The 25,003-nt window shown below is 59.7% G+C and carries 23 protein-coding genes and 2 pseudogenes; 13 read left to right on the top strand and 12 right to left on the bottom strand.

Features of this window, described 5'->3' with window-relative positions; translation table 11 throughout:
• Positions 1-122: 122 nt before the first annotated feature.
• Positions 123-2,102, top strand: coding sequence for a peptidase U32 family protein (locus ICY20_RS24755; protein ID WP_194938851.1), 1,980 nt, complete (start codon positions 123-125; stop codon positions 2,100-2,102).
• Here the strand turns inward: ICY20_RS24755 and ICY20_RS24750 are convergent.
• Entirely contained in the window at positions 2,080-2,982 is a 903-nt protein-coding gene (locus ICY20_RS24750; RefSeq protein WP_194938850.1) for a DMT family transporter, read from the bottom strand. The genes ICY20_RS24755 and ICY20_RS24750 overlap by 23 nt on opposite strands.
• Before the next feature lie 109 nt (positions 2,983-3,091).
• Here ICY20_RS24750 and ICY20_RS24745 point away from each other — a divergent pair, with 109 nt between their 5' ends.
• Complete coding sequence (locus tag ICY20_RS24745; protein WP_159957478.1) at positions 3,092-3,535, top strand: Lrp/AsnC family transcriptional regulator; 444 nt, start codon at positions 3,092-3,094, stop codon at positions 3,533-3,535.
• Between the two features lie 154 nt (positions 3,536-3,689).
• On the opposite strand, the gene ICY20_RS24740 is transcribed toward ICY20_RS24745, so the two are convergent.
• Positions 3,690-4,184 carry a hypothetical protein gene (locus tag ICY20_RS24740; protein WP_159957476.1) on the bottom strand — a complete coding sequence of 165 codons (495 nt, stop codon included), beginning with the start codon at positions 4,182-4,184 and terminating at the stop codon, positions 3,690-3,692.
• 174 nt (positions 4,185-4,358) lie between these two features.
• Here ICY20_RS24740 and ICY20_RS24735 point away from each other — a divergent pair, with 174 nt between their 5' ends.
• The gene (locus ICY20_RS24735; protein ID WP_159957474.1) at positions 4,359-5,051 is read left to right on the top strand and encodes an aspartate/glutamate racemase family protein; all 693 of its coding nucleotides are present in this window, start codon (positions 4,359-4,361) and stop codon (positions 5,049-5,051) included.
• On the opposite strand, the gene ICY20_RS24730 is transcribed toward ICY20_RS24735, so the two are convergent.
• The gene (locus tag ICY20_RS24730; RefSeq protein WP_159957472.1) at positions 5,048-5,560 is read right to left on the bottom strand and encodes a GNAT family N-acetyltransferase; all 513 of its coding nucleotides are present in this window, start codon (positions 5,558-5,560) and stop codon (positions 5,048-5,050) included. The genes ICY20_RS24735 and ICY20_RS24730 overlap by 4 nt on opposite strands.
• Positions 5,561-5,697: 137 nt before the next feature.
• Here ICY20_RS24730 and ICY20_RS28195 point away from each other — a divergent pair.
• Positions 5,698-5,805, top strand: a pseudogene (locus ICY20_RS28195) (hypothetical protein); the annotation flags it as partial.
• A gap of 61 nt (positions 5,806-5,866) precedes the next feature.
• Positions 5,867-6,978 (top strand): annotated as a pseudogene (locus ICY20_RS24725) (class II histone deacetylase).
• Here ICY20_RS24725 and ICY20_RS24720 read toward each other — a convergent pair.
• Complete coding sequence (locus ICY20_RS24720; RefSeq protein WP_194938849.1) at positions 6,968-8,116, bottom strand: glycerate kinase; 1,149 nt, start codon at positions 8,114-8,116, stop codon at positions 6,968-6,970. The pseudogene ICY20_RS24725 and the gene ICY20_RS24720 overlap by 11 nt on opposite strands.
• Before the next feature lie 106 nt (positions 8,117-8,222).
• Positions 8,223-9,329 (bottom strand): sugar diacid recognition domain-containing protein, encoded by a 1,107-nt coding sequence (locus ICY20_RS24715; protein WP_194938848.1) that lies wholly within the window; start codon positions 9,327-9,329, stop codon positions 8,223-8,225.
• Between the two features lie 160 nt (positions 9,330-9,489).
• Between ICY20_RS24715 and ICY20_RS24710 the strand changes: the two genes are divergently transcribed.
• Positions 9,490-10,800 carry an MFS transporter gene (locus tag ICY20_RS24710; protein WP_159957467.1) on the top strand — a complete coding sequence of 437 codons (1,311 nt, stop codon included), beginning with the start codon at positions 9,490-9,492 and terminating at the stop codon, positions 10,798-10,800.
• A gap of 112 nt (positions 10,801-10,912) precedes the next feature.
• On the opposite strand, the gene ICY20_RS24705 is transcribed toward ICY20_RS24710, so the two are convergent.
• Positions 10,913-11,617 (bottom strand): SDR family oxidoreductase, encoded by a 705-nt coding sequence (locus ICY20_RS24705; RefSeq protein WP_194938847.1) that lies wholly within the window; start codon positions 11,615-11,617, stop codon positions 10,913-10,915.
• A gap of 101 nt (positions 11,618-11,718) precedes the next feature.
• Between ICY20_RS24705 and ICY20_RS24700 the strand changes: the two genes are divergently transcribed.
• From ICY20_RS24700 to rarD, 3 genes are all read left to right on the top strand, one after another.
• Positions 11,719-12,621: a LysR family transcriptional regulator gene (locus tag ICY20_RS24700; protein WP_194938846.1), complete on the top strand. Its 903-nt coding sequence runs from the start codon at positions 11,719-11,721 to the stop codon at positions 12,619-12,621.
• Between the two features lie 81 nt (positions 12,622-12,702).
• On the top strand, positions 12,703-13,713 hold the full coding sequence (locus ICY20_RS24695) for an aldo/keto reductase (RefSeq protein WP_194938845.1): 1,011 nt from the start codon (positions 12,703-12,705) through the stop codon (positions 13,711-13,713).
• A 202-nt stretch (positions 13,714-13,915) separates the two neighbouring features.
• Entirely contained in the window at positions 13,916-14,797 is an 882-nt protein-coding gene (rarD, locus tag ICY20_RS24690; RefSeq protein WP_159957459.1) for an EamA family transporter RarD, read from the top strand.
• Between the two features lie 57 nt (positions 14,798-14,854).
• Here the strand turns inward: rarD and hppD are convergent, their stop codons facing one another.
• Together hppD and ICY20_RS24680 are read right to left on the bottom strand one after the other, a co-directional pair.
• On the bottom strand, positions 14,855-15,931 hold the full coding sequence (hppD, locus tag ICY20_RS24685) for a 4-hydroxyphenylpyruvate dioxygenase (protein WP_159957457.1): 1,077 nt from the start codon (positions 15,929-15,931) through the stop codon (positions 14,855-14,857).
• A gap of 245 nt (positions 15,932-16,176) precedes the next feature.
• On the bottom strand, positions 16,177-17,100 hold the full coding sequence (locus ICY20_RS24680; protein WP_194938844.1) for a DMT family transporter: 924 nt from the start codon (positions 17,098-17,100) through the stop codon (positions 16,177-16,179).
• 76 nt (positions 17,101-17,176) lie between these two features.
• On the opposite strand from ICY20_RS24680, the gene ICY20_RS24675 reads away from it, so the two are divergent.
• The 3 genes from ICY20_RS24675 to ICY20_RS24665 all read left to right on the top strand — a co-directional run bounded on the left by ICY20_RS24675 (position 17,177) and on the right by ICY20_RS24665 (position 20,235).
• Positions 17,177-18,088 (top strand): LysR family transcriptional regulator, encoded by a 912-nt coding sequence (locus ICY20_RS24675; RefSeq protein WP_194938843.1) that lies wholly within the window; start codon positions 17,177-17,179, stop codon positions 18,086-18,088.
• Between the two features lie 52 nt (positions 18,089-18,140).
• Positions 18,141-19,700, top strand: a complete 1,560-nt coding sequence (locus ICY20_RS24670; RefSeq protein WP_194938842.1) for an EAL domain-containing protein — start codon at positions 18,141-18,143, stop codon at positions 19,698-19,700.
• A gap of 169 nt (positions 19,701-19,869) precedes the next feature.
• A complete protein-coding gene (locus ICY20_RS24665; protein WP_194938841.1) occupies positions 19,870-20,235 on the top strand; it encodes a histone-like nucleoid-structuring protein, MvaT/MvaU family in 366 nt (121 codons plus the stop codon).
• Positions 20,236-20,346: 111 nt separating this feature from the next.
• Here ICY20_RS24665 and ICY20_RS24660 read toward each other — a convergent pair whose 3' ends face one another.
• Positions 20,347-20,883: a DUF4946 domain-containing protein gene (locus tag ICY20_RS24660; protein ID WP_194938840.1), complete on the bottom strand. Its 537-nt coding sequence runs from the start codon at positions 20,881-20,883 to the stop codon at positions 20,347-20,349.
• Between the two features lie 183 nt (positions 20,884-21,066).
• On the opposite strand from ICY20_RS24660, the gene gloA reads away from it, so the two are divergent.
• Complete coding sequence (gene gloA, locus ICY20_RS24655) at positions 21,067-21,588, top strand: lactoylglutathione lyase (protein ID WP_159957445.1); 522 nt, start codon at positions 21,067-21,069, stop codon at positions 21,586-21,588.
• Between the two features lie 62 nt (positions 21,589-21,650).
• Here the strand turns inward: gloA and ahpF are convergent, their stop codons facing one another.
• The 3 genes from ahpF to ICY20_RS24640 all read right to left on the bottom strand — a co-directional run bounded on the left by ahpF (position 21,651) and on the right by ICY20_RS24640 (position 24,983).
• On the bottom strand, positions 21,651-23,216 hold the full coding sequence (ahpF, locus tag ICY20_RS24650; RefSeq protein WP_194938839.1) for an alkyl hydroperoxide reductase subunit F: 1,566 nt from the start codon (positions 23,214-23,216) through the stop codon (positions 21,651-21,653).
• Positions 23,217-23,348: 132 nt separating this feature from the next.
• The gene (gene ahpC / locus ICY20_RS24645; protein WP_003173835.1) at positions 23,349-23,912 is read right to left on the bottom strand and encodes an alkyl hydroperoxide reductase subunit C; all 564 of its coding nucleotides are present in this window, start codon (positions 23,910-23,912) and stop codon (positions 23,349-23,351) included.
• A gap of 144 nt (positions 23,913-24,056) precedes the next feature.
• On the bottom strand, positions 24,057-24,983 hold the full coding sequence (locus ICY20_RS24640) for a site-specific integrase (protein WP_194938838.1): 927 nt from the start codon (positions 24,981-24,983) through the stop codon (positions 24,057-24,059).
• Positions 24,984-25,003 lie beyond the last annotated feature (20 nt).

Genomic DNA, 25,003 nt, shown 5'->3' with positions numbered 1-25,003 from the left:
TTTGCACTTCATTGACACTTCAGATATTGCTACTCAAGCAGACAGCCCTGCGGTAGGTGCCCCCCCAGCGTTTCACAGCTACAATGCGCGCCTCAACCGTGACAAGCCTGACTAAAAAAACTATGTCCTTGCCCAAGCATCACCTTGAATTGCTCAGCCCTGCCCGCGATGTTGCCATCGCACGCGAGGCTATCTTGCATGGCGCCGACGCCATCTACATCGGTGGCCCAAGCTTTGGCGCCCGCCACAACGCTTGTAACGACGTGAGCGATATCGCGTCGCTGGTGGAATTCGCCCGCCGTTACCACGCGCGCGTGTTCACCACGATCAACACCATCTTGCATGACAACGAACTGGAACCGGCACGCAAGCTGATCCATCAGCTGTACGACGCCGGTGTCGACGCGTTGATCGTGCAAGACCTGGGTGTGATGGAGCTGGACATCCCGCCCATCGAGCTGCATGCCAGCACCCAGACCGATATCCGCACCCTGGGCCGCGCGAAGTTTCTCGACCAGGCCGGTTTCTCCCAGTTGGTATTGGCCCGTGAGCTGAACCTGCAAGAGATTCGCGCCATCGCCGATGAGACCGATGCCGCCATCGAGTTTTTCATCCACGGCGCCTTGTGCGTGGCGTTCTCCGGGCAGTGCAATATCTCCCACGCGCAGAATGGCCGCAGCGCCAACCGTGGCGATTGCTCCCAGGCTTGCCGCCTGCCGTACACTTTGAAAGATGACCAGGGCCGCGTCGTGGCCTTTGAAAAGCACCTGCTGTCGATGAAAGACAACAACCAGAGCGCCAACATTCGCGCACTGGTCGAAGCCGGCGTGCGTTCGTTCAAGATCGAAGGCCGCTACAAGGACATGGGCTATGTGAAGAACATCACTGCCTATTACCGCCAACGCCTCGATGAAGTGCTTGAAGACCGTCCGGACCTGGCCCGTGCGTCCAGCGGCCGTACCGCGCACTTCTTCCTGCCCGATCCGGAAAAAACCTTCCACCGGGGCAGCACCGACTATTTCGTCACCGACCGCAAGGTCGACATCGGCGCCTTCGACACCCCGACCTTCACCGGCCTGCCGGTGGGCGTGGTGGAAAAAGCCGGCAAGCGTGACTTGCAGGTGATTACCCATGAGCCGTTGTCCAACGGCGACGGGCTCAATGTGCTGGTCAAGCGCGAAGTGGTGGGCTTTCGGGCCAACATTGCCGAGCCTAAAGGCGAGTTTGAGGAAGACGGCGAGAAGCGCTACCGCTACCGCGTCGAGCCAAACGAAATGCCGGCCGGCTTGCACCAGTTGCGCCCCAACCACCCGCTGAACCGCAACCTGGACCATAACTGGCAACAGGCGTTGCTCAAAACCTCGTCCGAGCGTCGTATCGGCCTGACCTGGGCCGCACGCCTGCGTGAAGACCAGTTGGAAGTCACCGCCACCAGCGAAGAGGGCATCCACGCCAGCGTCACCCTGCCCGGCCCGTTCGGCGTGGCCAATAAGCCTGAGCAAGCGCTGGACACCTTGCGCGACCTGCTCGGCCAACTGGGCACCACCGAATACCACGCCACTGACATCCAACTGGATGCGCCGCAGGCGTTCTTCATTCCCAACTCGCAGCTCAAGGCCTTGCGCCGCGAAGTGATCGAAGCGTTGACCGTGGCCCGTGTGGCGGCTCACCCCCGTGGTGGCCGTAAAGCCGAAACCTCACCCGCGCCGGTGTACCCGGAAGCGCACCTGTCGTTCCTGGCCAACGTCTACAACCAAAAGGCCCGTGATTTTTATCACCGCCACGGTGTGAAGCTGATCGACGCCGCCTTCGAAGCCCATGAAGAAACCGGTGAAGTGCCGGTGATGATCACCAAGCACTGCCTGCGCTTCTCGTTCAACCTGTGCCCTAAACAGGCCAAGGGTGTGACGGGCGTGAAGACCAAGGTGGCGCCGATGCAGTTGATTCATGGCGATGAAGTGTTGACCTTGAAATTCGACTGTAAGCCCTGCGAAATGCATGTGGTGGGCAAGATCAAGGGGCATATCCTCGGCCTGCCGCAGCCTGGGAGCGCGGTGGAGCATTTCAACCCGGAAAATATTATTTTCCAGGGCACGCACTAACCCCCTCGGGGCTGGGCCACCACCAGCCCCGCTGCAACCCCGCAGCGGCGAGTAAAATCGCCGCCACGCCCAACCATTGCAGCCAGCCCAGGCGATGCCCGAAGGCAAACCAGTCCACAAAGATTGCCGCAATCGGGTAGATAAACGACAGTGCGCCGGTCAGGGCTGTCGGTAATTTCTGGATCGCGCCGTAGAGCAATACGTACATCAAACCGGTGTGCACCACACCGAGCGTCACCAGCGCCGCCCAGGCATTGGGCCCAGCGGGCAAGCTGTTCCAGAGCACCAAAGGCGCCAGCAGCGCAGCCCCGGTCGTGACCTGAATCAACGCCATCAAATGCGGCGGCACCGCCTTCAAACGCTTGATGATCAGCGCCGCAATCGCATACAAAAACGCCGCGCCCAACGCCAGCGCGATGCCTGCCAGGTAGCCCCCGCCACTCTGCTGATCGCCATGGGCCGTCATGATCGCCAACATGCCGAGGAATGCAACACTCAACCACGCCAACTTCTGCACGGTGATTTTTTCACCGAGAAACACCGCCGCCAGCATCACCAACATGAACGGCTGCACGTTGTACACCGCCGTACTGATGGCGATGGACGCATGGGCATAGGACTCAAACAGCAGCAACCAATTACCGACGATGGCCACACCGCTGAGCATTGCCAGCCCGAGCTTGGCCCAACTCAGCAGATCGAGCCGCAGGTAGCCCAGTAACGCGCACACCAGCAGCAGCGTCAACGCGCCGATCACGCAGCGCCAGAACACCACTTCGATCACCGACACACCCGACACCAGCACAAACCAGCCAATGGTGCCGGAGATCAGCATGGCGGCGACCATTTCCCACGAACCGCGACGAATTGATGTGTCCACGATGCACGCTCCTCAAATGAGGCCCAATTATGGCAATCTGCTCGGCAGTGGCTCCAGCGACTAAAAAAGGCAAAACCTGCGGATCACCTTTTCTTATTAGGCCAATACCATGATTGACACTATCGACCAGCAACTGATCGCTGCCTTGATGGATGACTCGCGTCTTTCCCTCAAGGCTCTGGCGGGCATTACCGGGCTGTCTTCGCCCAGCGTTGGCGAGCGCCTGCGTCGCCTGGAAGAACGCGGTGTGCTGACCCACTACACCGTCGCCATCGACCCCAAGCATTTCGGCTATTTGTTGCAAGCCATCGTGCGCATTCGGCCGTTGCCGGGGAAGTTGCAGGAGGTGGAGCGCCAGATTCAGGCGATCCCGGAGTTCACCGAATGCGACAAGGTCACCGGCGATGATTGTTTTATCGCGCGCTTGCATGTGCGCACCATGGAACAGCTGGACACGCTGCTCGACCGGCTCAATGCCTACGCCGAAACCAACACCGCCATCGTCAAGAAAACCCCGGTAAAACGACGGTTGCCGCCGTTGTCGGGGCAGTGATAGCGGTGATTCAGCGGGCTTCTCCGGGCTTGATACACCGCTATCGCAGGCAAGCCAGCTCCCACATTTGACCGCATTCTCATGTTGGAGCTCGGGCAAGTGTGGGAGCTGGCTTGCCTGCGATAGCGGCCTATGAGTCGACCAGGTAGTGTGCTTAACCGCGCTCGCGTGGAATCAGCGCCTGCAACTGGGACGCCAGGAAGTTTGCGTCAAAGGCCGAGGTGTCCGGGTCTTTGAGACCGTTGGTTTTCTTCCACACCCAGTCGTTTTTATCCGCTGGCAGCACCAGTGAAACACTCCCATGGCGCGCAGCGGTCAGGCCCATAACCGACACCGAAATCAACCCGCCTGCGCCCATCACCTCCGGCACGAATTCCACGGTCTTGCCAGTGATCTGCACGAGCAGCTTCTCAGTCTTGAAGGTCGAGGTCTCCACCGGCACGCTCGGGCCGCTGGCCACATAGGCTTCTCGATGAACGTCAAGCAACCCCACGCTTTTAACCGGCTCCAGCCAGTGCTCGACCTGCGTGAACAGCTCACCGAGCTTTTGCGCCCAGCGGGCCGACTGTACGGCCAATTGCTGCTTTTTATGCGCTTCGCTGTCGGCGTAGTGACGGAGCATCTCGCCCAGTTGCTGTACATCGTCCATTGCGGATTTCCTCCGGTGAGCCAAGTTGCGAGGGTCGATCATGGCAGATGCACGGGCATGGCGTATGAATAACGCCCGCAAGGGAACTGCTCCGGTCATTTGGTCGGCAACTGCGTATGACTAATCCCTAGTCAATGGGTAAGGTGAGGCGACATTCCTTGTCCGGAGCATCGCATGCGCACCATCGGCTTAATCGGCGGCATGAGCTGGGAGTCCAGCGCCGAATACTACCGCATCATTAATCAGCACGTGCGCGACAGGCTCGGCCCGCTGCGCTCGGCGCAGATAGTGATGTACAGCGTGGACTTTGGCCCCGTCGAGCAAGCCCAACATGCCGGGCGCTGGGACGACGCCGCGCTGATTCTCGAAGACGCCGCGCGCCGCCTGCAAGCTGGGGGCGCCGACTGTGTGGTGCTGTGTACCAACACCATGCACCGGGTGGCGCCGCGTATCGAGGCGGCAGTGTCGATCCCGTTTTTACATATCGCGGATGCGGCCGGGTTGGCCGCTGTCGAGGCGGGCACGCTGACGGTCGGTCTGTTGGGTACGGCGTTCACCATGGAACAGGACTTTCTTAAATCCCGCCTCACCGACCACGGCCTGACCGTGCTGGTGCCTGATGCGGATGAGCGTAAGGCCGTGCACCGGATCATCTATGACGAGTTGTGCGTGGGTGTCATCAGCGATGCCTCACGCCAGGTTTACCAGCGCGTGATCGCGTCGCTGGCCGCACGTGGCGCCCAGGCAATTATCCTGGGCTGTACGGAAATCGGCCTGCTGATCAAACCGCAACACAGCGACCTGCCGCTGCTGGACACCACCGAGCTGCATGCGCAGGCTGCGGTGGCGTTTGCGTTGCAGGGTTAAATCGAGGTGCGCAGGCGCGCCATGCTGACGGTGTCGACATACTTGCCATCGCGCACGGCGTAGTCGCGCAGCCGACCTTCAACCTCGAAGCCGAATTTGCGGTACAGGTTCTGCGCGGCCTCGTTGTCGGCATACACCGTGAGCTCCACACGGTGCAGGTTCATCCAGTTATCGGCCACGTCCAGCGCGGCGGCCAGCAGGCGCGAGCCCACGCCCTTGCCCTGCCAGGCCGTCGCCACCCCCATACCGAACGAACCGACATGGCTCTGGCGTACACGCAGATATTGCTCCAGGCCCAACTGGCCGATCACTTCACCGCCGTGCAGCGCTACCAGTTGCAGCCGCCGTTCGTTGTCCATCACCAGCTTCTTGCGCCAGGACTCAGCCGACTGAAAAGGCATTTGCAGCACCTGTCGGCACACCGCAGGTTCGTTATAGAGCGCTGCGACGCCCTCAAGGTGGGCCTCGTTAAAGCGCTGGATGACGATATGGGGCTCAGGCGTGTGCATTGTGTTTCATCCTTTGAAAGACAAGTGGCCTGCCAGTGTAGGGGCAACAGCATTGTTCTGACGAGTCCAGACACCTCCTACATGTCATTCGGCTGCATCCTGCAGCTGAACGATAGCGACCGCTCTCTGCTGCACCGATACTTGCCAGCCTGGCGGGCCTGGATCAGAGCGGCAAGCTGATGTATGCCTCCAACCTGATGATCGGTGGCGGCTTGGCCATCGGCGGGCGCCTGATCGAGGCTAGCTGTTGGCCCTGGTAATGGTCCTCGCCAGCCACCCCAAACCTGCCGTTGAAGTGGATGCCTTATGAACCGAAGCACCGCGTTTTTCTTTGATGAAATGAGCCTTTGGCACAGTGCCAGTGCCCATGCGCTGACCTTGCCGGTGGGTGGCTGGGTACAGCCGCCTGTCGGCAGTGGGCATGCCGAGTCACCTGAAACCAAGCGGCGCCTCAAAAGCCTGCTGGATGTGTCCGGCCTCAGCCATCACCTGCACATGCACAGCGCTGCTGTCGCCAATGAAGCAGACCTGCTGCGCGTCCACGGTCGTGAGTACTTGCAGCGTTTCAAGGCCTTAAGCGATGCCGGCGGTGGTGACCTCGGACCACAGGCGCCGATCGGCCCGGGCAGTTACGAGATTGCCCGGCTTTGCGCCGGCCTGACCATCGCAGCCGTTGACGCCGTGCTCAAAGGCCTGGCCGATAACGCCTATTCGCTATCGCGACCGCCGGGGCATCACTGCCTGGCGAGCGACGCCATGGGCTTTTGCTTTCTCGCCAACATCGCCATAGAAGCCGCCAAAGCCCGTAGCGGGCTGGGCAAGGTCGCAGTGATCGACTGGGATGTGCACCATGGCAACGGTACACAATCGATTTTCGAGGAGCGCGCTGATGTATTGACCATCTCCCTGCATCAGGACGCGTGCTACCCCCCCCCCCCGGCTACAGCGGCGAAAACGAATGTGGCCGAGGTGCTGGGCTGGGGGCGAACATCAATATTCCGTTACCGCCGGGGTGTGGTCACGACGCTTACCTGTATGCAATGACGCGCATCGTCGTGCCGGCGCTGGAGCGTTTCGAGCCAGAGCTGATCATTGTCGCCTGCGGCTTTGACGCCAACGCCGTCGACCCGCTCGCGCGGATGCTGCTGCACAGCGAATCGTTTCGGCTGATGACCCGTTGCGTGCGCCAGGCGGCCGAGCGCCTGTGCCAGGGGCGCCTGGTGTTGGTACATGAGGGGGGCTACAGCGAAGCCTACGTGCCGTTTTGCGGGCTGGCGACTTTGGAGGAATTGTCGGGTGTGCGCACGGCGGTGGACGATCCGATGCTGGCACTGGTTCAGTTGCAGCAGCCCAAGGCCGCGTTGCTGGCGTTTCAGAAACAATGGATCGAACGGCTGGCGCTGGGTGTCATTGATTAGCCCGCAGGGCTGCTAATCGCCACACTCGCGCAATAGCCGAGGCCCGTTCGCGCAGCAGGCGCGGCGCCTCATCGCACGCTTGTTCCAGGCTCATCGGCCCGCAAGGCAAGGCGAAGGCTGCGTCCACGCCATGGGCATACATCTGCTCATAACCCTCCCCCAGCGTACCGGCGATCACAATGACCGGCACGTTGTGCTGCCGAGCAATACGCGCCACACCAAAAGGCGTTTTACCGCGCAGGGTCTGGGCGTCGAAACGGCCTTCGCCGGTGATGACGAGGTCTGCGCCACGCACGACCGCCTCCAAACCTACCAGTTCGGCGACCACTTCCACACCGGCGCGAAATTGCGCACCAAGAAAGGCTTTGGCGGCGAAGCCCAGGCCACCTGCGGCGCCGCTGCCAGGCTCGTCGCGTACATCCTTGGGCAGCACCTTGGCGCAGTGGTCGGCGAAGTGGCCGAGAGCGGCGTCCAATTGTTGCACCTGCTGGGAGGTGGCACCTTTTTGCGGGCCGAAAATCGCTGAGGCGCCGTGGGGGCCGCACAGGGGGTTGTTCACGTCGGCGGCGATCTCGAAACGCACTTGCGCCAGGCGCGGGTCGAGTTGCTCAAGGTTGATATGGGCCAGTCGGGCCAACGCGAGGCCGCCCGGTGGCAAGGCGTGTTCCTCGCTATCGAACAAGCGCACACCAAGGGCCTGCATCGCGCCAGCGCCGCCATCGTTGGTGGCGCTGCCGCCAATCGCCAGGATGATGCGCTCGGCGCCGAGGTCCAAAGCCGCGCGAATCAATTCACCGGTGCCATAGGTGCTGCTGGTGCAGGCATCGCGCTGGCCCGGCGGCACCAATTGCAGGCCACTGGCTTCGGCCATTTCGATGAGTGCGGTATGGCTGTCGGCCAGCCAGCCCCAGTGGGCTTCAACGGTTGTGCCCAGCGGGCCTTTGACCGTCTGGCTGCGTAACTCGCCGTTACAGGCAGCGAGGACTGATTCAACCGTGCCTTCACCACCGTCTGCCATGGGGCATTGGACCAACTCGGCATCCGGCCAGACCTCGGCCAACCCTGCGGCAATCGCTTGGGCGACCCCTTCGGCACTCAGGCTGTCCTTGAACGAGTCGGGGGCGATGATGATTTTCATGGGCTTTCTCTCGGTATTCTGTTGCCGGTTTTTATAACGCCCATGCTGCCAGCTGGCACCAGCAATGACGCCGGTCCGATGCACAAGTGCGGCATAGGTTTGTTGTTCATTCCGACAAAGCCTGGGGCAAGAGCTGCACACCGAGATAAAGCGCGAGCATGCCATCGAGGGTCAACGGGTCGACGCCACTGAGTTCGGCGATGCGCTCCATACGGTAACGCAAGCTGTTGCGATGAATGCCCAGGGCATCGGCGCAGGCTTGGCTTTGCCCGTTGTGTTCACACCAACTGCGCAGGGTGGCCAGCAGTTGGCCGTTGTTGTCTTTGGCCAGTACTTTGCGCAACGGGTTGAGCAGCTCGTCGAGGGCGTCGTCGTTGCGATGGCGCCATAGCATCACGGGCAGACGATAACGGCTGAGGGTCAGCAGCCGCGACTGCGGCAAAATATCCCGCCCGTAGGCCAGCAGATCGCCGACACGACGATAGCAGCGGCGCAGCCCTGCCAAACCCTCGGCCTGCCCGCCGACGGCCACCCGTAGGATGTTCCAGCCCAGGCCGTCGAGTTTCTCCAGCAGGCGCGGGTTGTCCACCTGCACCGCCGCAGGCCTGCACCACAACAAGGAGAATTGCGCCGAGCTGACGCACCAGCTGTCCGGATAACGGGAGGTCAACCACGCGCTCAAGGCCTCTGCCGATTGCCCCGCGCCGAGTTCGAACAGGTAGGGTGTACGCGCCATCTGTGGCTTGAGCCCCAATTGTTGGGCTTCATCGACCAAACGCGGCGAGTCGCCGCTGTCGGCCAGTAGCAAGGCCAGCAGATCGTCGCAACGCTGGCGTCGCCATTGTTGCTCGGCTTGCTGGTGGCGATGGCTGACGAGCATTTCCGCCGTCATACGCACCAGTTCGGCGTAGGTGCGCAGACCGTCAGGCTCACCCGTGATGCCAAGCACGCCGATCAGGCGCTGGTCATGCAGTAACGGCAGATTAATGCCCGGTTGTACGCCCTTGAGGTGCTTGGCGGTTTGCCCGTCGATTTCCACCACACGGCCATTGGCCAAGACCAACTGCGCGCCCTCGTGGCGGGTATTGATACGCTCCGGCTCGCCGCTGCCGAGAATCAGCCCCTGACTGTCCATGACATTAACGTTGTAGGGCAGGATGGCCATGGTTCGATCGACAATATCCTGCGCCAAGTCGTGATCCAACTCGAACATGGGGCTAACTTCCTGGAATGAGTAGTTGTTCACCAGCACAGCGCAAAGGTTGCTTCACTGTGCGCAAGCACAAAGACAGTACCCCATGACGTCACCGAGACTGTTTGGGCGATCAACGTTACCCTCGCATCGCGAAAAATCATAATAAAGAGAGACTCCCATGTCACAGAGCGCCGCTGCCACACTGGCCACCGATGACGATAAAAACGCCATCTACAAGCGCATTACCCTGCGCCTGATCCCCTTCATCTTTATCTGCTATCTGTTCAATTACCTCGACCGGGTAAACGTTGGCTTTGCCAAGTTGCAGATGCTTGATGCGTTGAAATTCAGTGAAACCGTGTACGGCCTGGGTGCCGGCATCTTCTTTATCGGCTACGTGCTGTGCGGCGTGCCGAGCAACCTGGCGTTGACCAAGTTCGGTCCGCGGCGCTGGATTGCCTTGATGATGATCGTCTGGGGCACCTTGTCGACCTGCCTGCTGTTTGTTACCACGCCGACACACTTCTACACCTTGCGTCTGTTTACCGGTGCGGCTGAAGCCGGCTTCTTTCCGGGTGTGGTGTTGTACCTCTCGCAGTGGTTCCCGACGTTCCGCCGCGGGCGCATCATGGCGCTGTTCATGTCGGCGATCCCGGTGTCGGGTTTACTCGGCAGCCCATTCTCTGGCTGGATCCTCAACCACTTCGCCGCTGGCCAAGGAGGCCTTGCGGGCTGGCAGTGGATGTTCCTGCTGCAAGGCGTCCCGACTGTGATCCTGGGCGCCCTCGCCTACTTCCTGCTCAGCGACAGCTTTGCCAACGCCACGTGGCTCAAGCCTCACGAGCGCGCCGTGTTGGAAGCCGACCAAGCCACCGACTTGGCCAACAAGCCGAAAACCACCACAGACTCCCTCGCCGAGGTGTTCAAAAACCCGGCGATCTGGGCGTTCGGCCTGATCTACTTCTGCATCCAGAGCGGTGTGTACGCGATCAACTTTTGGCTGCCGTCGATCATCAAGAACCTGGGGTTCAGCGATAACCTGGTGATCGGCTGGCTGAGTGCGATCCCGTATCTGCTGGCCGCAGTGTTTATGTTGCTGGTGGGCCGCTCGGCAGACTTGCGCAAGGAGCGTCGCTGGCACTTGGTAGTACCGATGTTGATGGGTGCGATTGGCCTGGTGATTGCGGTGAACTTCGCCACCACGCCGGCCATTGCGATTCTCGGCTTGACCATCGCCACCATGGGCGCCCTGACCGGGCTGCCGATGTTTTGGCCGGTGCCCACTGCCATGCTGAGCGCGGGTGCTGCGGCCGGTGGTTTGGCGTTGATTAACTCCATGGGCCAGATGGCGGGGTTTCTCAGCCCGTATATCGTTGGGTTTGTGAAGGATGCCACCGGCTCGACGGATATGGCGCTGTACCTGTTGGCGGCGGTGATTGTGGCCGGCAGTGTGTTGGCGTTGCGCATGACCCGTACCTTGAAGGCGTAACTCGGTCCCTGTGGGAGGGGGCTTGCCCCCGATGGCGGGGTATCAGTCAATGACGATGTCGACTGACACTCTGCTATCGGGGGCAAGCCCCCTCCCACAGTTTGGCCTGTGTTTACAGCTGGCCGCCGCCGTCGATGTCGATCACGGCACCCGTCATAAAGCCATTTTCCATGGCCAGCACATACCCCGCCGCCACTTCCTCTGCCTGCCCTACCCGCCCAACCGGCAATGCGCCGCCGGTCTTGGCAAACATCGCCAGCCGCTGTTCCTCAGCCAACCCTGCATAAGCGGGCGTATCAATCACCCCAGGGCAGATGACATTGACCCGACGCGGTGCCAACTCCTTGGCCAATTGCTTGCCCAGGGCTTCCGTCGCGGCGTTGATGCCGACTTTGACGAACTGCCCAGGCACTAATTTACGCCCCAGTTGCCCGGAGGTCAGGCTGATGCTGCCGTGCTCGTCGAGGTACGGTAGCGCCTGTTGGATCGCACGCAACGAGCCCCAGAGTTTCACATTGAAATTTTCCTGGGCCTCATCCAGGTCGGTCTCAACCAATGTCTTGGCGCGTACCGAGGGGCCGGAGGTGTAGACCAAGTGATCGAAGCGCCCCACCGTTTCGAACAGGCGTTGCAGGGACGCGGCATCGGTCACGTCTACGGGTTCGCTGCGCAGGCCGTTCTCGATGCCCGTGGCCAGGCGCCGCCCGGCGAGTACCACCTTGGCACCGCGAGCGGCTGCGGCCTTGGCCACGGCGGCGCCGATACCGCTGCTGCCGCCGATCACGATGACGGTTTGGCCATTAAGGGGTGAAGTCATGGGAAAAGATTCCGAGTGAGTAAGTGAGCGCTCATCCTCTCAGCTTGGCAATCAGCGAAAAATCCCGGTAAAACGACAAGATCTTTAAAGGATTTTTACAAATGAGCTCTACCCTCGACCTTGAAGTCTTCGTGCGCACCGCCGACACCGGCAGCCTCTCAGCGGCGGCGCGCGGCCTTGACCTCACGCCCGCAGCGGCCAGTATCGCCCTCAAGCGCCTGGAAACCCGGCTGGGCATTCGCCTGCTGGCGCGCTCGACCCGCAGCATGCGCCTCACCGAAGAAGGCGCGCGTTATCTGGACAGCGTGCGCCTGGCCCTGGAGGCGTTGTCGGAAGGCGAACGTGCGATCAAACAGCAAGGCCAAAGCCTGAGCGGGCTGATGCAGTTGTCGGCGCCTTCGGATTTCGGGCGCAATGTGCTGCTGGGCTGGCTGGATGAGTTTAAGGTGCTGCACCCTGAGATCCGCATCCAGTTGTTGCTTAACGACAGCAACGCCGACCTGTTCCGCGACACCGTCGACATCGCTTTGCGTTTTGGCGTGCCCAGGGACTCCAGCCTGGTGGCGCTGCCGGTGGTGCCGGGCCACCATCGCATTCCCTGTGCCAGCCCCGACTACCTGGCGCGGCGCGGTACACCGCGCACGCCGGCGGATTTGGCGCAGCACAGCACGCTGCGTTATATGCGCCGGGGCCAGGCGAACAGCACCTGGAATTTCTATCGGGACGGGTTGCACCAACAGGTCGAGGTGACAGGTGATTACCTGAGCGACGACGGTGAAATCGTGCGGCGCTGGGCATTGGCCGGCCACGGCATCGCCTATAAGGCCAACCTGGATGTGGCACGTGATTTCAAGGCCGGGCGCCTGGTGCCGTTGCTGCCCGAGTGGCAAGGCGAACCCACGCCGTTCAACCTGATGTGCCCTCATCGCCTGCAAGTGTCAGAGCGGGTGAAGGTGCTGCATCGATTTGTGCAGGCGCGTTGCGAGGCGTTGCTCAAACCATGAACAAATGCGCCAAGGGCTTGTTCCAGAGCCTCTGAGTCTGGTATTGCATAGGGCACGTTTTTCGGCCAAGAGGAGCTTTGCATGATTTACCGCACATTGGGCCAGTCCGGGTTGAAGGTCAGCGCCTTGACCTTGGGCACCATGATGTTTGGCGAACAGACCAGCACCGAGGACTCGCTGCGCATCATCGACAAGGCCTGGGACCATGGCATCAACTTTATCGACACGGCGGATGTGTACACCGGCGGGCGTTCGGAAGAAATCGTCGGCGAAGCCATTGCCCGTCACCGTGAAGATTGGGTGCTGGCGTCCAAAGTCGCGATTGGCCCCATCGACGGCCTGCCCAATCGCAGCGGCCTGAGTCGCAAGCGCATTTTCAACGCACTGGAAGCCAGCCTCACCCGCCTGGATACCGATTACCTGGACATCTACTACCTGCACCGTGAAGACCACGACACGCCGCTGGAAGTGACGGTGTCGGCCATCGGCGACCTGATTCGCCAAGGCAAGATCCGTTATTGGGGCCTGTCCAACTACCGTGGCTGGCGCATCGCCGAAGTGATTCGCGTGGCTGAGCGCCTGGGTGTCGATAAACCGGTGATCAGCCAGCCGTTGTACAACATCGTCAACCGCCAGGCGGAGGTCGAACAGATCACCGCCGCTGCCGCCTACGGTTTGGGTGTAGTGCCTTACAGCCCGCTGGCTCGAGGCGTGCTCAGCGGTAAATATGCACCGGATGTCACCCCCGAAGCCGGCAGCCGTGCCGCCCGCCAGGACAAGCGCATCCTCGAAACCGAATGGCGCATGGAGTCGCTGCGCATTGCCCAGCAGATCCAGCAGTACACCCAGGGCCGTGGCGTGGGCATTGTCGAGTTTGCGATTGCCTGGGTGCTGAACAATGGTGCGGTCAGCTCGGCAATTGTCGGGCCACGTACCGAAGCACAGTGGGATGCCTACACCGGTGCCCTGGCGGTGAAGATCACGGCTGAAGATGAGGCGTTTATCGACTCGCTGGTGACGCCGGGGCATTCGTCTACGCCAGGCTTTAACGATGTGGGGCATTTTGTTTCTGGTCGCATCGCTCGCCCATAAACCGATCCCCTGTGGCGAGCAAGCTTGCTTGCGCTGGGGTGCGAAGCGCCCCCAATAATGCCGGGGGCTGCTGCGCAGTTCAGCGGGAGCAAGCGCCCTCGCCACAATTTCGCGCAAACCGCCCCAAAACAGCGCAACACGCCTGCGCTAAAAGCACCATAATCCTCTCCTCTTTGTAACCATCTGTTTTCGCGAGGACAGCGTGTCTAAAGGTGTTGTGTTATCGGTTGCGGCTTCGACGTTGTTTGCGGTGATGTATTACTTCACATCATTGCTCACGCCCCTGAGCGGCCTGGAAATTTTTGGCTGGCGCATGCTGCTGACCATGCCGTGCATGACGGTGTTCATGATCGTCAGCGGCGAATGGCGACGGGTGTGGGAGCTGTTGCGCATCCTGGCGGCCAAGCCTGCGTTGATCGGCGGCGTGGTGCTGTCTTCCGCCCTGCTGGGGGTGCAGTTGTGGCTGTTCATGTGGGCGCCGTTGAACGGGCGCAGCCTGGATGTGTCGGTAGGTTACTTTCTGCTGCCGCTGACGATGGTGCTGACCGGTCGCCTGGTGTGGGGTGAGCAGCTTTCGTATCTGCAGAAGATCGCCGTATTTTTCGCCGGGCTCGGTGTATTGAACGAGTTGTATCAGGCCGGCGGTTTCTCCTGGGCGACGCTGGTGGTGATCGTCGGTTACCCGGTCTACTTCATCGTGCGCAAATACCTCAAGACCGATCATCTCGGCGGGCTGTGGCTCGACATGGCATTTATGCTCCCCGTGGCCTGGTGGTTCGTGCAAAGCGGCGAACAGGGTTTTGCGGTAATGGACGCCCACCCCAAGCTGTATGCGTTAATTCCCTTGCTCGGGCTGATCAGTGCTTCGGCGCTGGTGAGCTACATCATTGCCAGCCGTTTGCTGGCCTTCAGCCTGTTTGGCCTGCTCAGCTACGTTGAGCCGGTACTGCTGCTGGGCGTGGCACTGCTGCTGGGCGAAGGGATCAAGGGCGGCGAATGGCTGACCTATATCCCGATCTGGTTGGCGGTGATGGTGCTGGTGTATGAGGGCTTCAAGCACTTGGTACGACAGCGCAAAGCCTGATGTGCACGCAATAAAAAGCCCGGCCGGGGTCACCTCGGCCGGGCTTTTTTACACGTATCAGTCGGTGGTCAGTACGCCACGACGCACCTGGTCACGCTCGATGGACTCGAACAAAGCCTTGAAGTTGCCCTCACCGAAGCCATCATCGCCCTTGCGCTGGATGAATTCGAAGAACACCGGGCCCATCAGGGTTTCCGAGAAAATTTGCAGCAGCAGACGCTTGTCACCTGCGATGGACGAACCGTCCAGCAAAATACCCCGTGCTTGCAACTGGTCCACGGGCTCACCATGGTTCGGCAGGCGGCCTTCAAGCATTTCGTAATAGGTGTCTGGCGGCGCGGTCATGAAGCGCATGCCGATTTTCTTCAGCGCGTCCCACGTCGTGACCAGGTCGTCGGTGAGGAACGCGACGTGCTGAATGCCCTCGCCATTGAACTGCATCAAGAACTCTTCGATCTGGCCAGCGCCCTTGGACGACTCTTCGTTGAGCGGGATGCGGATCATACCGTCCGGCGCGCTCATGGCCTTGGAGGTCAGGCCGGTGTACTCGCCCTTGATATCGAAGTAGCGCGCTTCACGGAAGTTGAACAGCTTCTCGTAGAAGTTGGCCCAGTACGCCATGCGGCCGCGGTAAACGTTGTGAGTCAGGTGGTCGATAACCTTGAGGCCTGCGCCCTGCGGGTTGCGGTCCACGCCTTCGATAAAGACGAAGTCGATGTCATAGATCGAGCTGCCCTCACCGAACCGGTCGATCAGGTACAACGGCGCACCGCCGATACCCTTGATGGCCGGCAGATTCAGCTCCATCGGGCCGGTTTCGATATGGATCGGCTGGGCGCCGAGTTCCAGGGCACGGTTGTAGGCTTGTTGCGAGTCCTTGACGCGGAACGCCATGCCGCACACTGACGGGCCATGCTCAGCCGCAAAGTAGGAGGCGATGCTGTGGGGCTCGTTGTTGAGGATCAGGTTGATCTCGCCCTGGCGGTACAGGTGTACATTCTTGGAGCGGTGGGTCGCGACTTTGGAGAAGCCCATGATCTCGAAGATCGGCTCCAGAAGGCCCGGTGTCGGCGAGGCGAATTCGATAAATTCAAAGCCCATCAGGCCCATTGGGTTTTCGTATAGATCTGCCATGGAGGCACCTCATCATTCTTGTCATAAACACAGTGTTAATTGCGAGCAAGGATGAACTGCGAGGGTGGCGCACAGGAAAGGCCCCGCACACTGCGGGCGAGGAAGTCACCAAAGATGAGGGGGGAGCCGAGTAGCTTCATGATTACATCAGTCTCTGACGGCTAAGGCTTGCGTGAGCGCAAGTCCGTATTCTTGTATGCGTAAATCGATTCTACACAGCGTAACCGAGTTTGTCCGTACTCTTATCAAATCCCCATTAGCCTGGCTCGCGCAAGGGGTTTGTTGCACAGGTAAATGCCCAGCAGGATCACGGCCCCACCCAGCAGCATAGGGCCCGTCATGCGCTCGTCCAGCAGCAGCGCACCACACACCACCGCGGTCAGCGGGTTAAGGGCGATAAACGCGCCGGAACGGGTGGTACCGATACGCCGGATACCGTCGTAATAGCCGATATAGGCCACGGCCGAACCCAGTACGCCGAGGTACATCAAGCTCAACCACTGGGGTAAATGGAACACGCTGAGGGATTGCACCGACACCCGCCCCATTGCAAACGTGGTGAGTGTAAGCATCGCGGTTCCAAGCAATATCGACCACGTCACTGTCTGCAACGGCCCAAGGCTCTGGTTAAGCCTTCGAGAACCCAATGAGTAGACACCCCAGGCCACCACGCAGCCGAAAATCAACACATCTCCCAGCCAACTGCTCGCCGCACCCTGCACCTGTTGCGCGTCGCGACTGACAATAACCGTAACAGCACCGCCCAGGCATAGGCCAATGCCCAGCACTTTGCTCGCGCTCAAGCGCTCTTTGAACAACAGCCAAGAGGCGAGGCCGATAACCGCCGGGTTCAGCGCCACGATCAACGCTGCCCGAGACGCGTTGATAGAGAGCAGACCGTAAAAAAAGCACAGGTTGTAGAAAAAGATCCCGAAGAACCCCAGCACCGTCAAACGCGCCATCTGTGCCGCGCTCGGACGCGCCAGAGGCGTGCGCGACACCCCCAAAAAAAGCAGCAGCGCCAGGCTCGCCAGTATAAAACGCAGGCTCGCGGCCAACAGCGGGTCTACCCCTGCAGCCAGGTAGCGCCCGGCCACAAAGGTACCGCCCCAGATCATGGTGACAGCGGTCAGCTTAAGGTAGGTCAAACGGTCGGAGGATTCGTGCATGCGGTATGGCTCAATCGGGACAGGATTGCCGTATTCTTCGCGTAATACTTCATCATCGTAAAATGAGTGATTGCTCATGACCCTGACTCAGCTGGAAATATTCTCTCTGGTTGCCGAGCTGCAGGGTTTCACAAGCGCAGCCCATCGCTTGGGTATCAGCCAATCGGCGGTGTCCCATGCAATCAAAGCATTGGAGCAGGAATTGGGGGTGGAGCTGTTTCGACGCCACCAGTCGCTGGTGGAACTCAGCGATATCGGCCAACAACTGCTGCTGCGCGCACGCGCCATGCTGGGGCTGGCCAACACGCTGCTGCAAGAAGCCGCCGATGCTCGAGGCATGAAGCGTGGCACCCTGCGCATCGGTTCATTCGGCCCCACAGCGTCCAACCGCCTGCTGCCGCGCATCCTGAAGGCGTTTCGGCGCGATTACCCGGGCATTGAGGTGCATGTGGACGAAGGGCCCGATCGTCAAGTCATACAATGGCTGGATGATCGGCGTATCGACGTGGGTTTTGTGGTGATGGGGCACGAGCGCTTCGACACCTTTGCGTTGTACAAAGACCAGATGGTCGCCCTCCTGCCCACTGACCACCCGCTGGCTACAAGGCCTAGCCTGACGTTGCAGCTGCTGTGCGACGACCCGTTCATACTCACCGAGGCTGGGTCGCTGGAGCTGGTCTCGCGGTTGTTCAGTGCCGCACAGCTGACGCCTAATGTGCGCTACCGCTGTTCGCAACTGCTCAGCACCTTACAGGCGGTGAGCCGAGGCGACGGTGTGAGTATCGTGGCAGAAGGGTCGCTGCCCGAGACGCCCTTTTTGCCTTACCAGGTGCGCCCGCTTTCTCCGACGGTCAGTCGTGAAATCGGCTTGGCGGTATTGGACCAGCGGCAGGCAACTCCGGCTACCTTGGCTTTTATTCGCCTGGCCCAACGCCTGTCGTTCACGGACGGCGAGCTTAATTGCGTGTCGCAATCTATTATCGGATAAACCTGATATGCCCGACGGCGCGACTCTCACCTTGTAACAGGCCGCTCTCCCAATGCCCCTGACCGTCAACGGCCCGCGAAAGCGCGCCACGCGTTACCTGATTATCGCCATCAGCGGCCTGCTGCCGATTGCCTTGGGTGTGCTTATCCTGCACTGGCAAGCCGAGCGCAGCCTGCAACAAAGCACCGCGCAAACCGCTGAGGAGGCGGTTCGCCAATTCGACTTGATGCTCGACAATACCGCCCTTGCCGCCCAGGCGTTACTGCCCCTGGCGGGGCAAACGTGTGACAACGGGGCGCAATTGGCGTTGCGCGAACAAGTTACACGACGCCCGTTTGTGCGGGCGACGACGCTGTCCTGGCAGAGAAAAATTTATTGCAGTTCACTGTTTGGCGGCGATTACCTGTCAGCGGTGAACCCGGACAACTACGTTAACGGCCAGTTGTGGTTAATGAATGGCAACCCGGTAACGCCCGATACCGCACTTTTAGTTTACCGACTGGTCGACGGCGATCGCGGCGCTTTCGCCTCGATTGACGGCTACCACCTGACCAACGCCTTACGCCTGATCAGCCGCTATGCGCACCTGGTGTTGCACGTTGGCCCCCATTGGCTGGCGGACGATGGCAAGGTGCATGATGGCGCTGTGCCGGTATTTGCCGTCGCCCACCATCATCTGGCGTCCCAGCGTTATGACTACAGCGTTGATGCTGGCATGCCGGCGGGCGAAGTGTGGCGCTATATGAAGGCGCGCTACCCGGCCGTGTTCTGCCTGGTGGTGTTCTTTGGCGTACTGGCGGGTGCCCTCGCCCACTGGCTGCAAAAGCGTTCGTCTGCGCCGACTCACGAGTTGCAGCGGGCGCTCGGCGCCAATGAGTTCATCGCGTACTACCAACCGGTGGTGCGCGGCGATACCCGTGAGTGGGCGGGCTGCGAAGTGTTGATGCGCTGGAATCATCCGAAAGAAGGCTTGGTGAGGCCTGATCTGTTTATTCCCCTGGCCGAACACTCGGGCCTGATCGTACCGATGACGCGTGCACTGCTGCGCCAAACGGCGGCGCAACTGGCGCCGCACGCCGAGCGCTTCGCCCCCGGGTTCCATATTGGCGTGAACATCACCGCCCGGCATTGCCAAGACCTGGAGCTGGTTGAGGACTGCCGCGAGTTTCTTGCCGCTTTCTCGCCGGGCCAGATCACGTTGGTGCTTGAGTTGACCGAGCGTGAACTGATCAAGCCTACCGATATCACGCGCCGGTTGTTCGATGCCCTGCATCAATTGGGGGTGATGATCGCCATTGACGACTTCGGCACCGGGCATTCAAGTCTGGGCTACTTGCGAAACTTCAATGTGGACTACTTGAAGATTGATCAGAGTTTTGTTGCCATGATCGGTGCAGACGCATTATCCAGACATATTCTTGACAGCATCATTGAACTCTGTGGGAAGCTCGATCTGGGCATCGTCGCCGAGGGTGTGGAAACCGCCGAGCAGTGCGAATATCTGGCGGCGCAAGGGGTAGATTTCTTGCAAGGCTACCTGTTCGGCAAGCCATTACCGTGCGATGAGTTCATTCAATCGCTCAATAGCCATACACTTGGCACGCTCAGATAATGTTATTTTGGCTAAGGACGTGATTTACTCTTAGCGGATTAACTACTACAATTTTTCCTGCCTGTGCAGCACCCGCAGGACGGCCACTTTCTCGAGTCGCCTTAACGCTTTTGGCTTTTAGCTTTGTGTGTAGTTGATAACAGCCAAATACACTATTGGAGTACAGATTTTGTCCAGACTCGCCGAATTTCGCGCAGCAGAAAAAGCCCTTCAAGAGCAGCTTGCCCAGCTCGAATCCTTGAAGAACGATGCCGGCCTGAAGAAAGAAATCGAATTTGAAGAAAAGCTTCAAGGCCTGATGAAGACCTACGGCAAAGGTCTGCGCGACATCATTTCGATCCTTGATCCAAACCCTGGCAAGTCCAGCGCCTCTAACGTTGCTGCACCAAAGCAGCGCCGCGCACGTGTGGTCAAGGTTTACCAGAACCCACACACTGGCGAGCTGATCGAAACCAAAGGTGGCAACCACCGCGGCCTCAAAGCCTGGAAAGAACAGCACGGCGCCGCCACTGTAGATTCCTGGTTGCGCAAGTGATCCGAGCGCACTAACAAAGAGCCCCGCCTTCGCGGGGCTTTTTTATGTCGGTGTTCGAAACCGAACTTAAATAACATTTCACTTTGTTCACTGTCGATGCAGACAGCGCATTTAAAGTTTCAAGCTATCGCGTACAGAGCGGACTTCATCCTTGCTGGTTTCGTACGCATCTGCTTGACCGGCGTATGAAAAAACATAGGCCTTATCATTATCTACAGCCCCCACCAGTGTTTGTGACAGCACGTGACGTCCGTTTTCGGTAATCACGCAAGTAGTCTCCAGCGCTTCAAGGCGACTCAATGTTGCGGGGTGCATCTTATTGCACACACTTTGATAACCCCCTTGGGCGAAATCTTTCTGAATGGACTTGCGCATCTCCAGCAATACGCCCTGAAGATTAACGTTGTGCCCCACCTCAATAGGCGTCGCCGTCAGCTCCATCACCATCAATGTCGCACCGTTTTCGTCAGGCTTGATTGCACGCTGGCGGGAAACCGATTGGTTTGTTGGCTCGGCGTCGTTGCCTGGCGCTACCTCTTCGACTTGCCAACCGCTGGGCCACTGGATTTGCGGGTCGGCCGCCAACACAAAAGGGCTGGCCAGCAGCAAGCCCGTTAAGGTCAAAAACAGTTTACGAAATTCGATCATTACGAAAAGCACCCAAGGTTCGAACCACAAAGTCTGAGCCCCGCCCCTGCAGCTCGCAAGGCTTGCGTGACCTTTTTCATTTGGCGCAGCAGGCGGGCGTTGCGTATCATGGCCCCGCTGCACGGATGCCAGCCGCAAGCCAAGGGACCGCCCGTACTTGCCCCATTTTTCTTTGGAGGGCCCATGAGCCTGCACGATTTGAACACTTTCCCTGGCGTCACTGCCCAACCTGATACCGCCACGTCGAACTTCGTCTTCAACCACACGATGTTGCGGGTCAAAGACATTACCAAGTCGCTGGACTTCTACACCCGCATCCTGGGCTTCTCCCTGGTTGAGAAGCGCGACTTCCCGGAAGCGGAATTCAGCCTGTATTTCCTGGCCTTGGTGGACAAATCCCAGATCCCGGCTGACGCTGCCGCGCGCACCCAGTGGATGAAGTCGATCCCAGGCATCCTGGAGCTGACCCACAACCACGGCACCGAAAACGATGCCGACTTCGCTTACCACAACGGCAATACCGACCCGCGTGGCTTTGGCCATATCTGTATTTCGGTGCCGGATATCGTTGCCGCGTGCGAACGATTCGAAGCCTTGGGTTGCGACTTCCAGAAGCGCCTGACTGATGGCCGTATGAAAAGCCTGGCATTCATCAAAGACCCGGATGCGTACTGGGTCGAGATCATCCAGCCAGCACCGATGTAAAAACCTGACGCAATAAAAAACCCCATGATCACTCATGGGGTTTTTTATTTCCGGGCCCGAATTTACGCAGGCGCAGACGTACGGATCAGGTGATCAAAAGCGCTCAGTGAAGCCTTGGCGCCCTCGCCTACTGCGATCACGATCTGCTTGTACGGCACAGTGGTCACATCGCCGGCGGCGAATACACCAGGCAGCGAAGTCTCGCCACGGGCATCGACAATGATTTCGCCGCGAGGCGTCAGTTCGACAGAGCCTTTGAGCCAGTCGGTGTTGGGCAGCAAACCGATCTGCACAAAGATACCTTCCAGGTCGACAGTCTTGAACTCGCCACTGTCACGGTCTTTGTACGCCAGACCGGTAACTTTCTGGCCATCACCTTTGACTTCACTGGTCAGCGCACTGGTGATCACGTCCACGTTTGGCAGGCTGTAGAGCTTGCGCTGCAATACGGCGTCGGCGCGCAGCTTGCTATCGAATTCAAGCAAGGTGACGTGGCTGACGATACCGGCCAGGTCAATGGCCGCTTCAACGCCGGAGTTACCGCCACCAATCACCGCGACGCGCTTGCCTTTAAACAACGGGCCATCGCAATGTGGGCAGAAGCACACGCCCTTGGCCTTGTATTCCTGCTCGCCCGGCACACCCATTTCGCGCCAGCGGGCACCGGTGGCCAGGATCACGGTCTTGGACTTGAGCGTCGCACCGCTTTCAAAGCGAATCTCGTGCAAGTCACCGGGGTTTTTCGCAGGGATCAGGCTGCTTGCACGTTGCAGGTTCATGATGTCGACATCGTATTGACGCACATGGGCCTCAAGCGCGCTGGCCAGTTTCGGTCCTTCGGTTTCCTGTACCGAGATGAAGTTCTCGATGGACATGGTGTCCAGTACTTGCCCGCCAAAACGTTCAGCGGCAACGCCGGTACGAATACCTTTGCGTGCGGCGTAGATAGCGGCTGCCGAACCGGCGGGGCCACCGCCAACAACCAGTACATCAAATGCATCTTTGGCGCTGATTTTCTCAGCCGCTTTTTCGATGCCACTGGTGTCGAGCTTGGCGAGAATTTCTTCCAGGCCCATGCGGCCTTGGCCGAAGTTCACACCGTTCAGGTAAACACTCGGCACCGCCATGATCTGGCGCTCATCGACTTCAGCCTGGAACAGCGCGCCGTCGATGGCGACGTGGCGGATGTTAGGGTTGAGCACGGCCATCAGGTTCAGCGCCTGCACCACGTCCGGGCAGTTCTGGCAGGACAGCGAGAAGTAAGTCTCGAAGCTGAACTCGCCTTTGAGGGCGCGGATCTGTTCAATCACTTCGACACTGGCCTTCGACGGGTGGCCACCGACTTGCAGCAGGGCCAGCACCAGCGAAGTGAATTCATGGCCCATTGGTATGCCGGCGAAACGCAGGCTGATCTCGGCACCCGGGCGGTTGATGGAGAACGACGGCTTGCGCGCATCATCGCCATCGGTTTTCAGGGTAATCAGCGTGGTGAGGCTGACAACATCCTGCAAAAGGGCAAGCATTTCCTGGGATTTCGCACCGTCGTCGAGAGAGGCGATAATCTCGATCGGCTGGGTGACCCGCTCCAGGTACGACTTCAACTGAGCTTTAAGATTGGCGTCCAACATACGGGCGATTCCTTTAATTCTGGTACTTCTGGGTATAAAAAAACGCCCGAGCGAATCTCGCCCGGGCGTTTTTGAGGGCGGTTGCAGCTTACTTAAGGTGCGGTGATATCCGCCCTGAGGTGTTTCACAGACTTAGATCTTGCCGACCAGGTCCAGGGACGGAGCCAGAGTGGCCTCGCCTTCTTTCCACTTGGCTGGGCACACTTCGCCTGGGTGGGCAGCGACGTACTGAGCAGCCTTGATTTTGCGCAGCAGCTCGGAAGCGTCACGGCCAACACCGCCGTCGTTCAGCTCAACGATCTTGATCTGACCTTCTGGGTTGATCACGAAAGTACCGCGGTCTGCCAGGCCAGCTTCTTCGATCAGTACGTCGAAGTTGCGGGAGATGGTCAGGGTTGGGTCGCCGATCATGGTGTACTGGATTTTGCCGATGGCTGGCGAAGTGTTGTGCCAGGCAGCATGGGCAAAGTGGGTGTCGGTAGAAACGCTGTAGATTTCGACGCCCAGTTTCTGGAATTCGGCGTAGTTGTCAGCCAGGTCTTCCAGCTCGGTTGGGCAAACGAAGGTGAAGTCGGCTGGGTAGAAGAACACCACGGACCACTTGCCTTTCAGGTCAGCGTCGGTCACATCTACGAAGTTGCCGTTTTTGTAGGCGGTAGCTTTGAACGGTTTTACTTGGCTGTTGATGATAGGCATCGTTGACTCTCCGTCAGGTTTTGTAGAAGGGTTAATAAGTTGATGGAGTGAATCCTACCCACTCTGCGCGCTGATGGCTCATTGGCAAACCTGATGCTGACGATTGGTTTTCCCTATCAGGTGACTGTATTAATAGAAGAAATCTCAAATCAGCGGTTGCGTCGCCAAGGTCATGCCGAGAAAGGGTGTCGATTCAACATAGCGCATGGCCGATTTCATGTCGCTCCAGCCGACGTAAGTCATCAACGACTTCAAATCCCATCCACTGCGATGGGCCCAGGTGGCAAAGCCGCGCCGCAGTGAATGGCTGGTGTATTGCTCGGCAGGGATGCCTGCGCGCTCTAACGCCTGGCGCAGTAGCGGGATCACGCTGTTGGCGTGCAAGCCCTCCTCTCCCAGGTTGCCCCAGCGGTCTATTGCACGAAACACCGGGCCGCGCACCAACGCAGATGCACTGAGCCATTCGGTGTACGCCTGCACCGGGCAAAGCCGCAGCAACGCCGGGGTGTGATACGTCTTGCCGAGGTTGTTGCGGTCACTTTTGCTGCGGGGTAGATACAGGCTGATACCGGCGCCGGGGGTGGCCTGCACATGCTCGATGCTCAGCCGGCACAACTCATCACTGCGAAAGCCGCGCCAGAATCCCAGCAGGATCAATGCCGTGTCGCGCTTGGCGCGCAGCAGACGAGCCGGGTCGTGGGCGGCATCCCTCGCCTCGCTCTCCAAAGAAGCAACCACCTGTTCCAGATGCTTGAGCTGCAATGGCTCGGCCTGCTTTTCCTGCGCGGGGTGTACGGCACGGATCCCCTTGAGCACCTTGCGCACTACGGGCGCCTTGGTCGGGTCGGGGAAACCCTGGCTCGTATGCCATTGCGCCAAGGCCGAGAGCCGCAACTTCAACGTGTTAACCGCCAACACCCCGGCATGCGCCACCAGGTATCGCGCCACGCTATCGCTGGTGGCGGGCAGGAACCCACCCCAACTCACCTCGAAATGTTCGATGGCTGCGCGGTAGCTGCGCCGCGTGTTATCGCGGGTTGCGGCGTTCAGGTAACGGTCCAGATCGCTCATAGGAGGCCTATTCGTACTGC

This window comes from Pseudomonas pisciculturae (genome assembly GCF_015461805.1).
Classification (GTDB): Bacteria; Pseudomonadota; Gammaproteobacteria; order Pseudomonadales; family Pseudomonadaceae; genus Aquipseudomonas; species Aquipseudomonas pisciculturae.
Note: the sequence above shows the minus strand (reverse complement) of the source record. Positions and strands in the feature narration are given on the sequence as shown.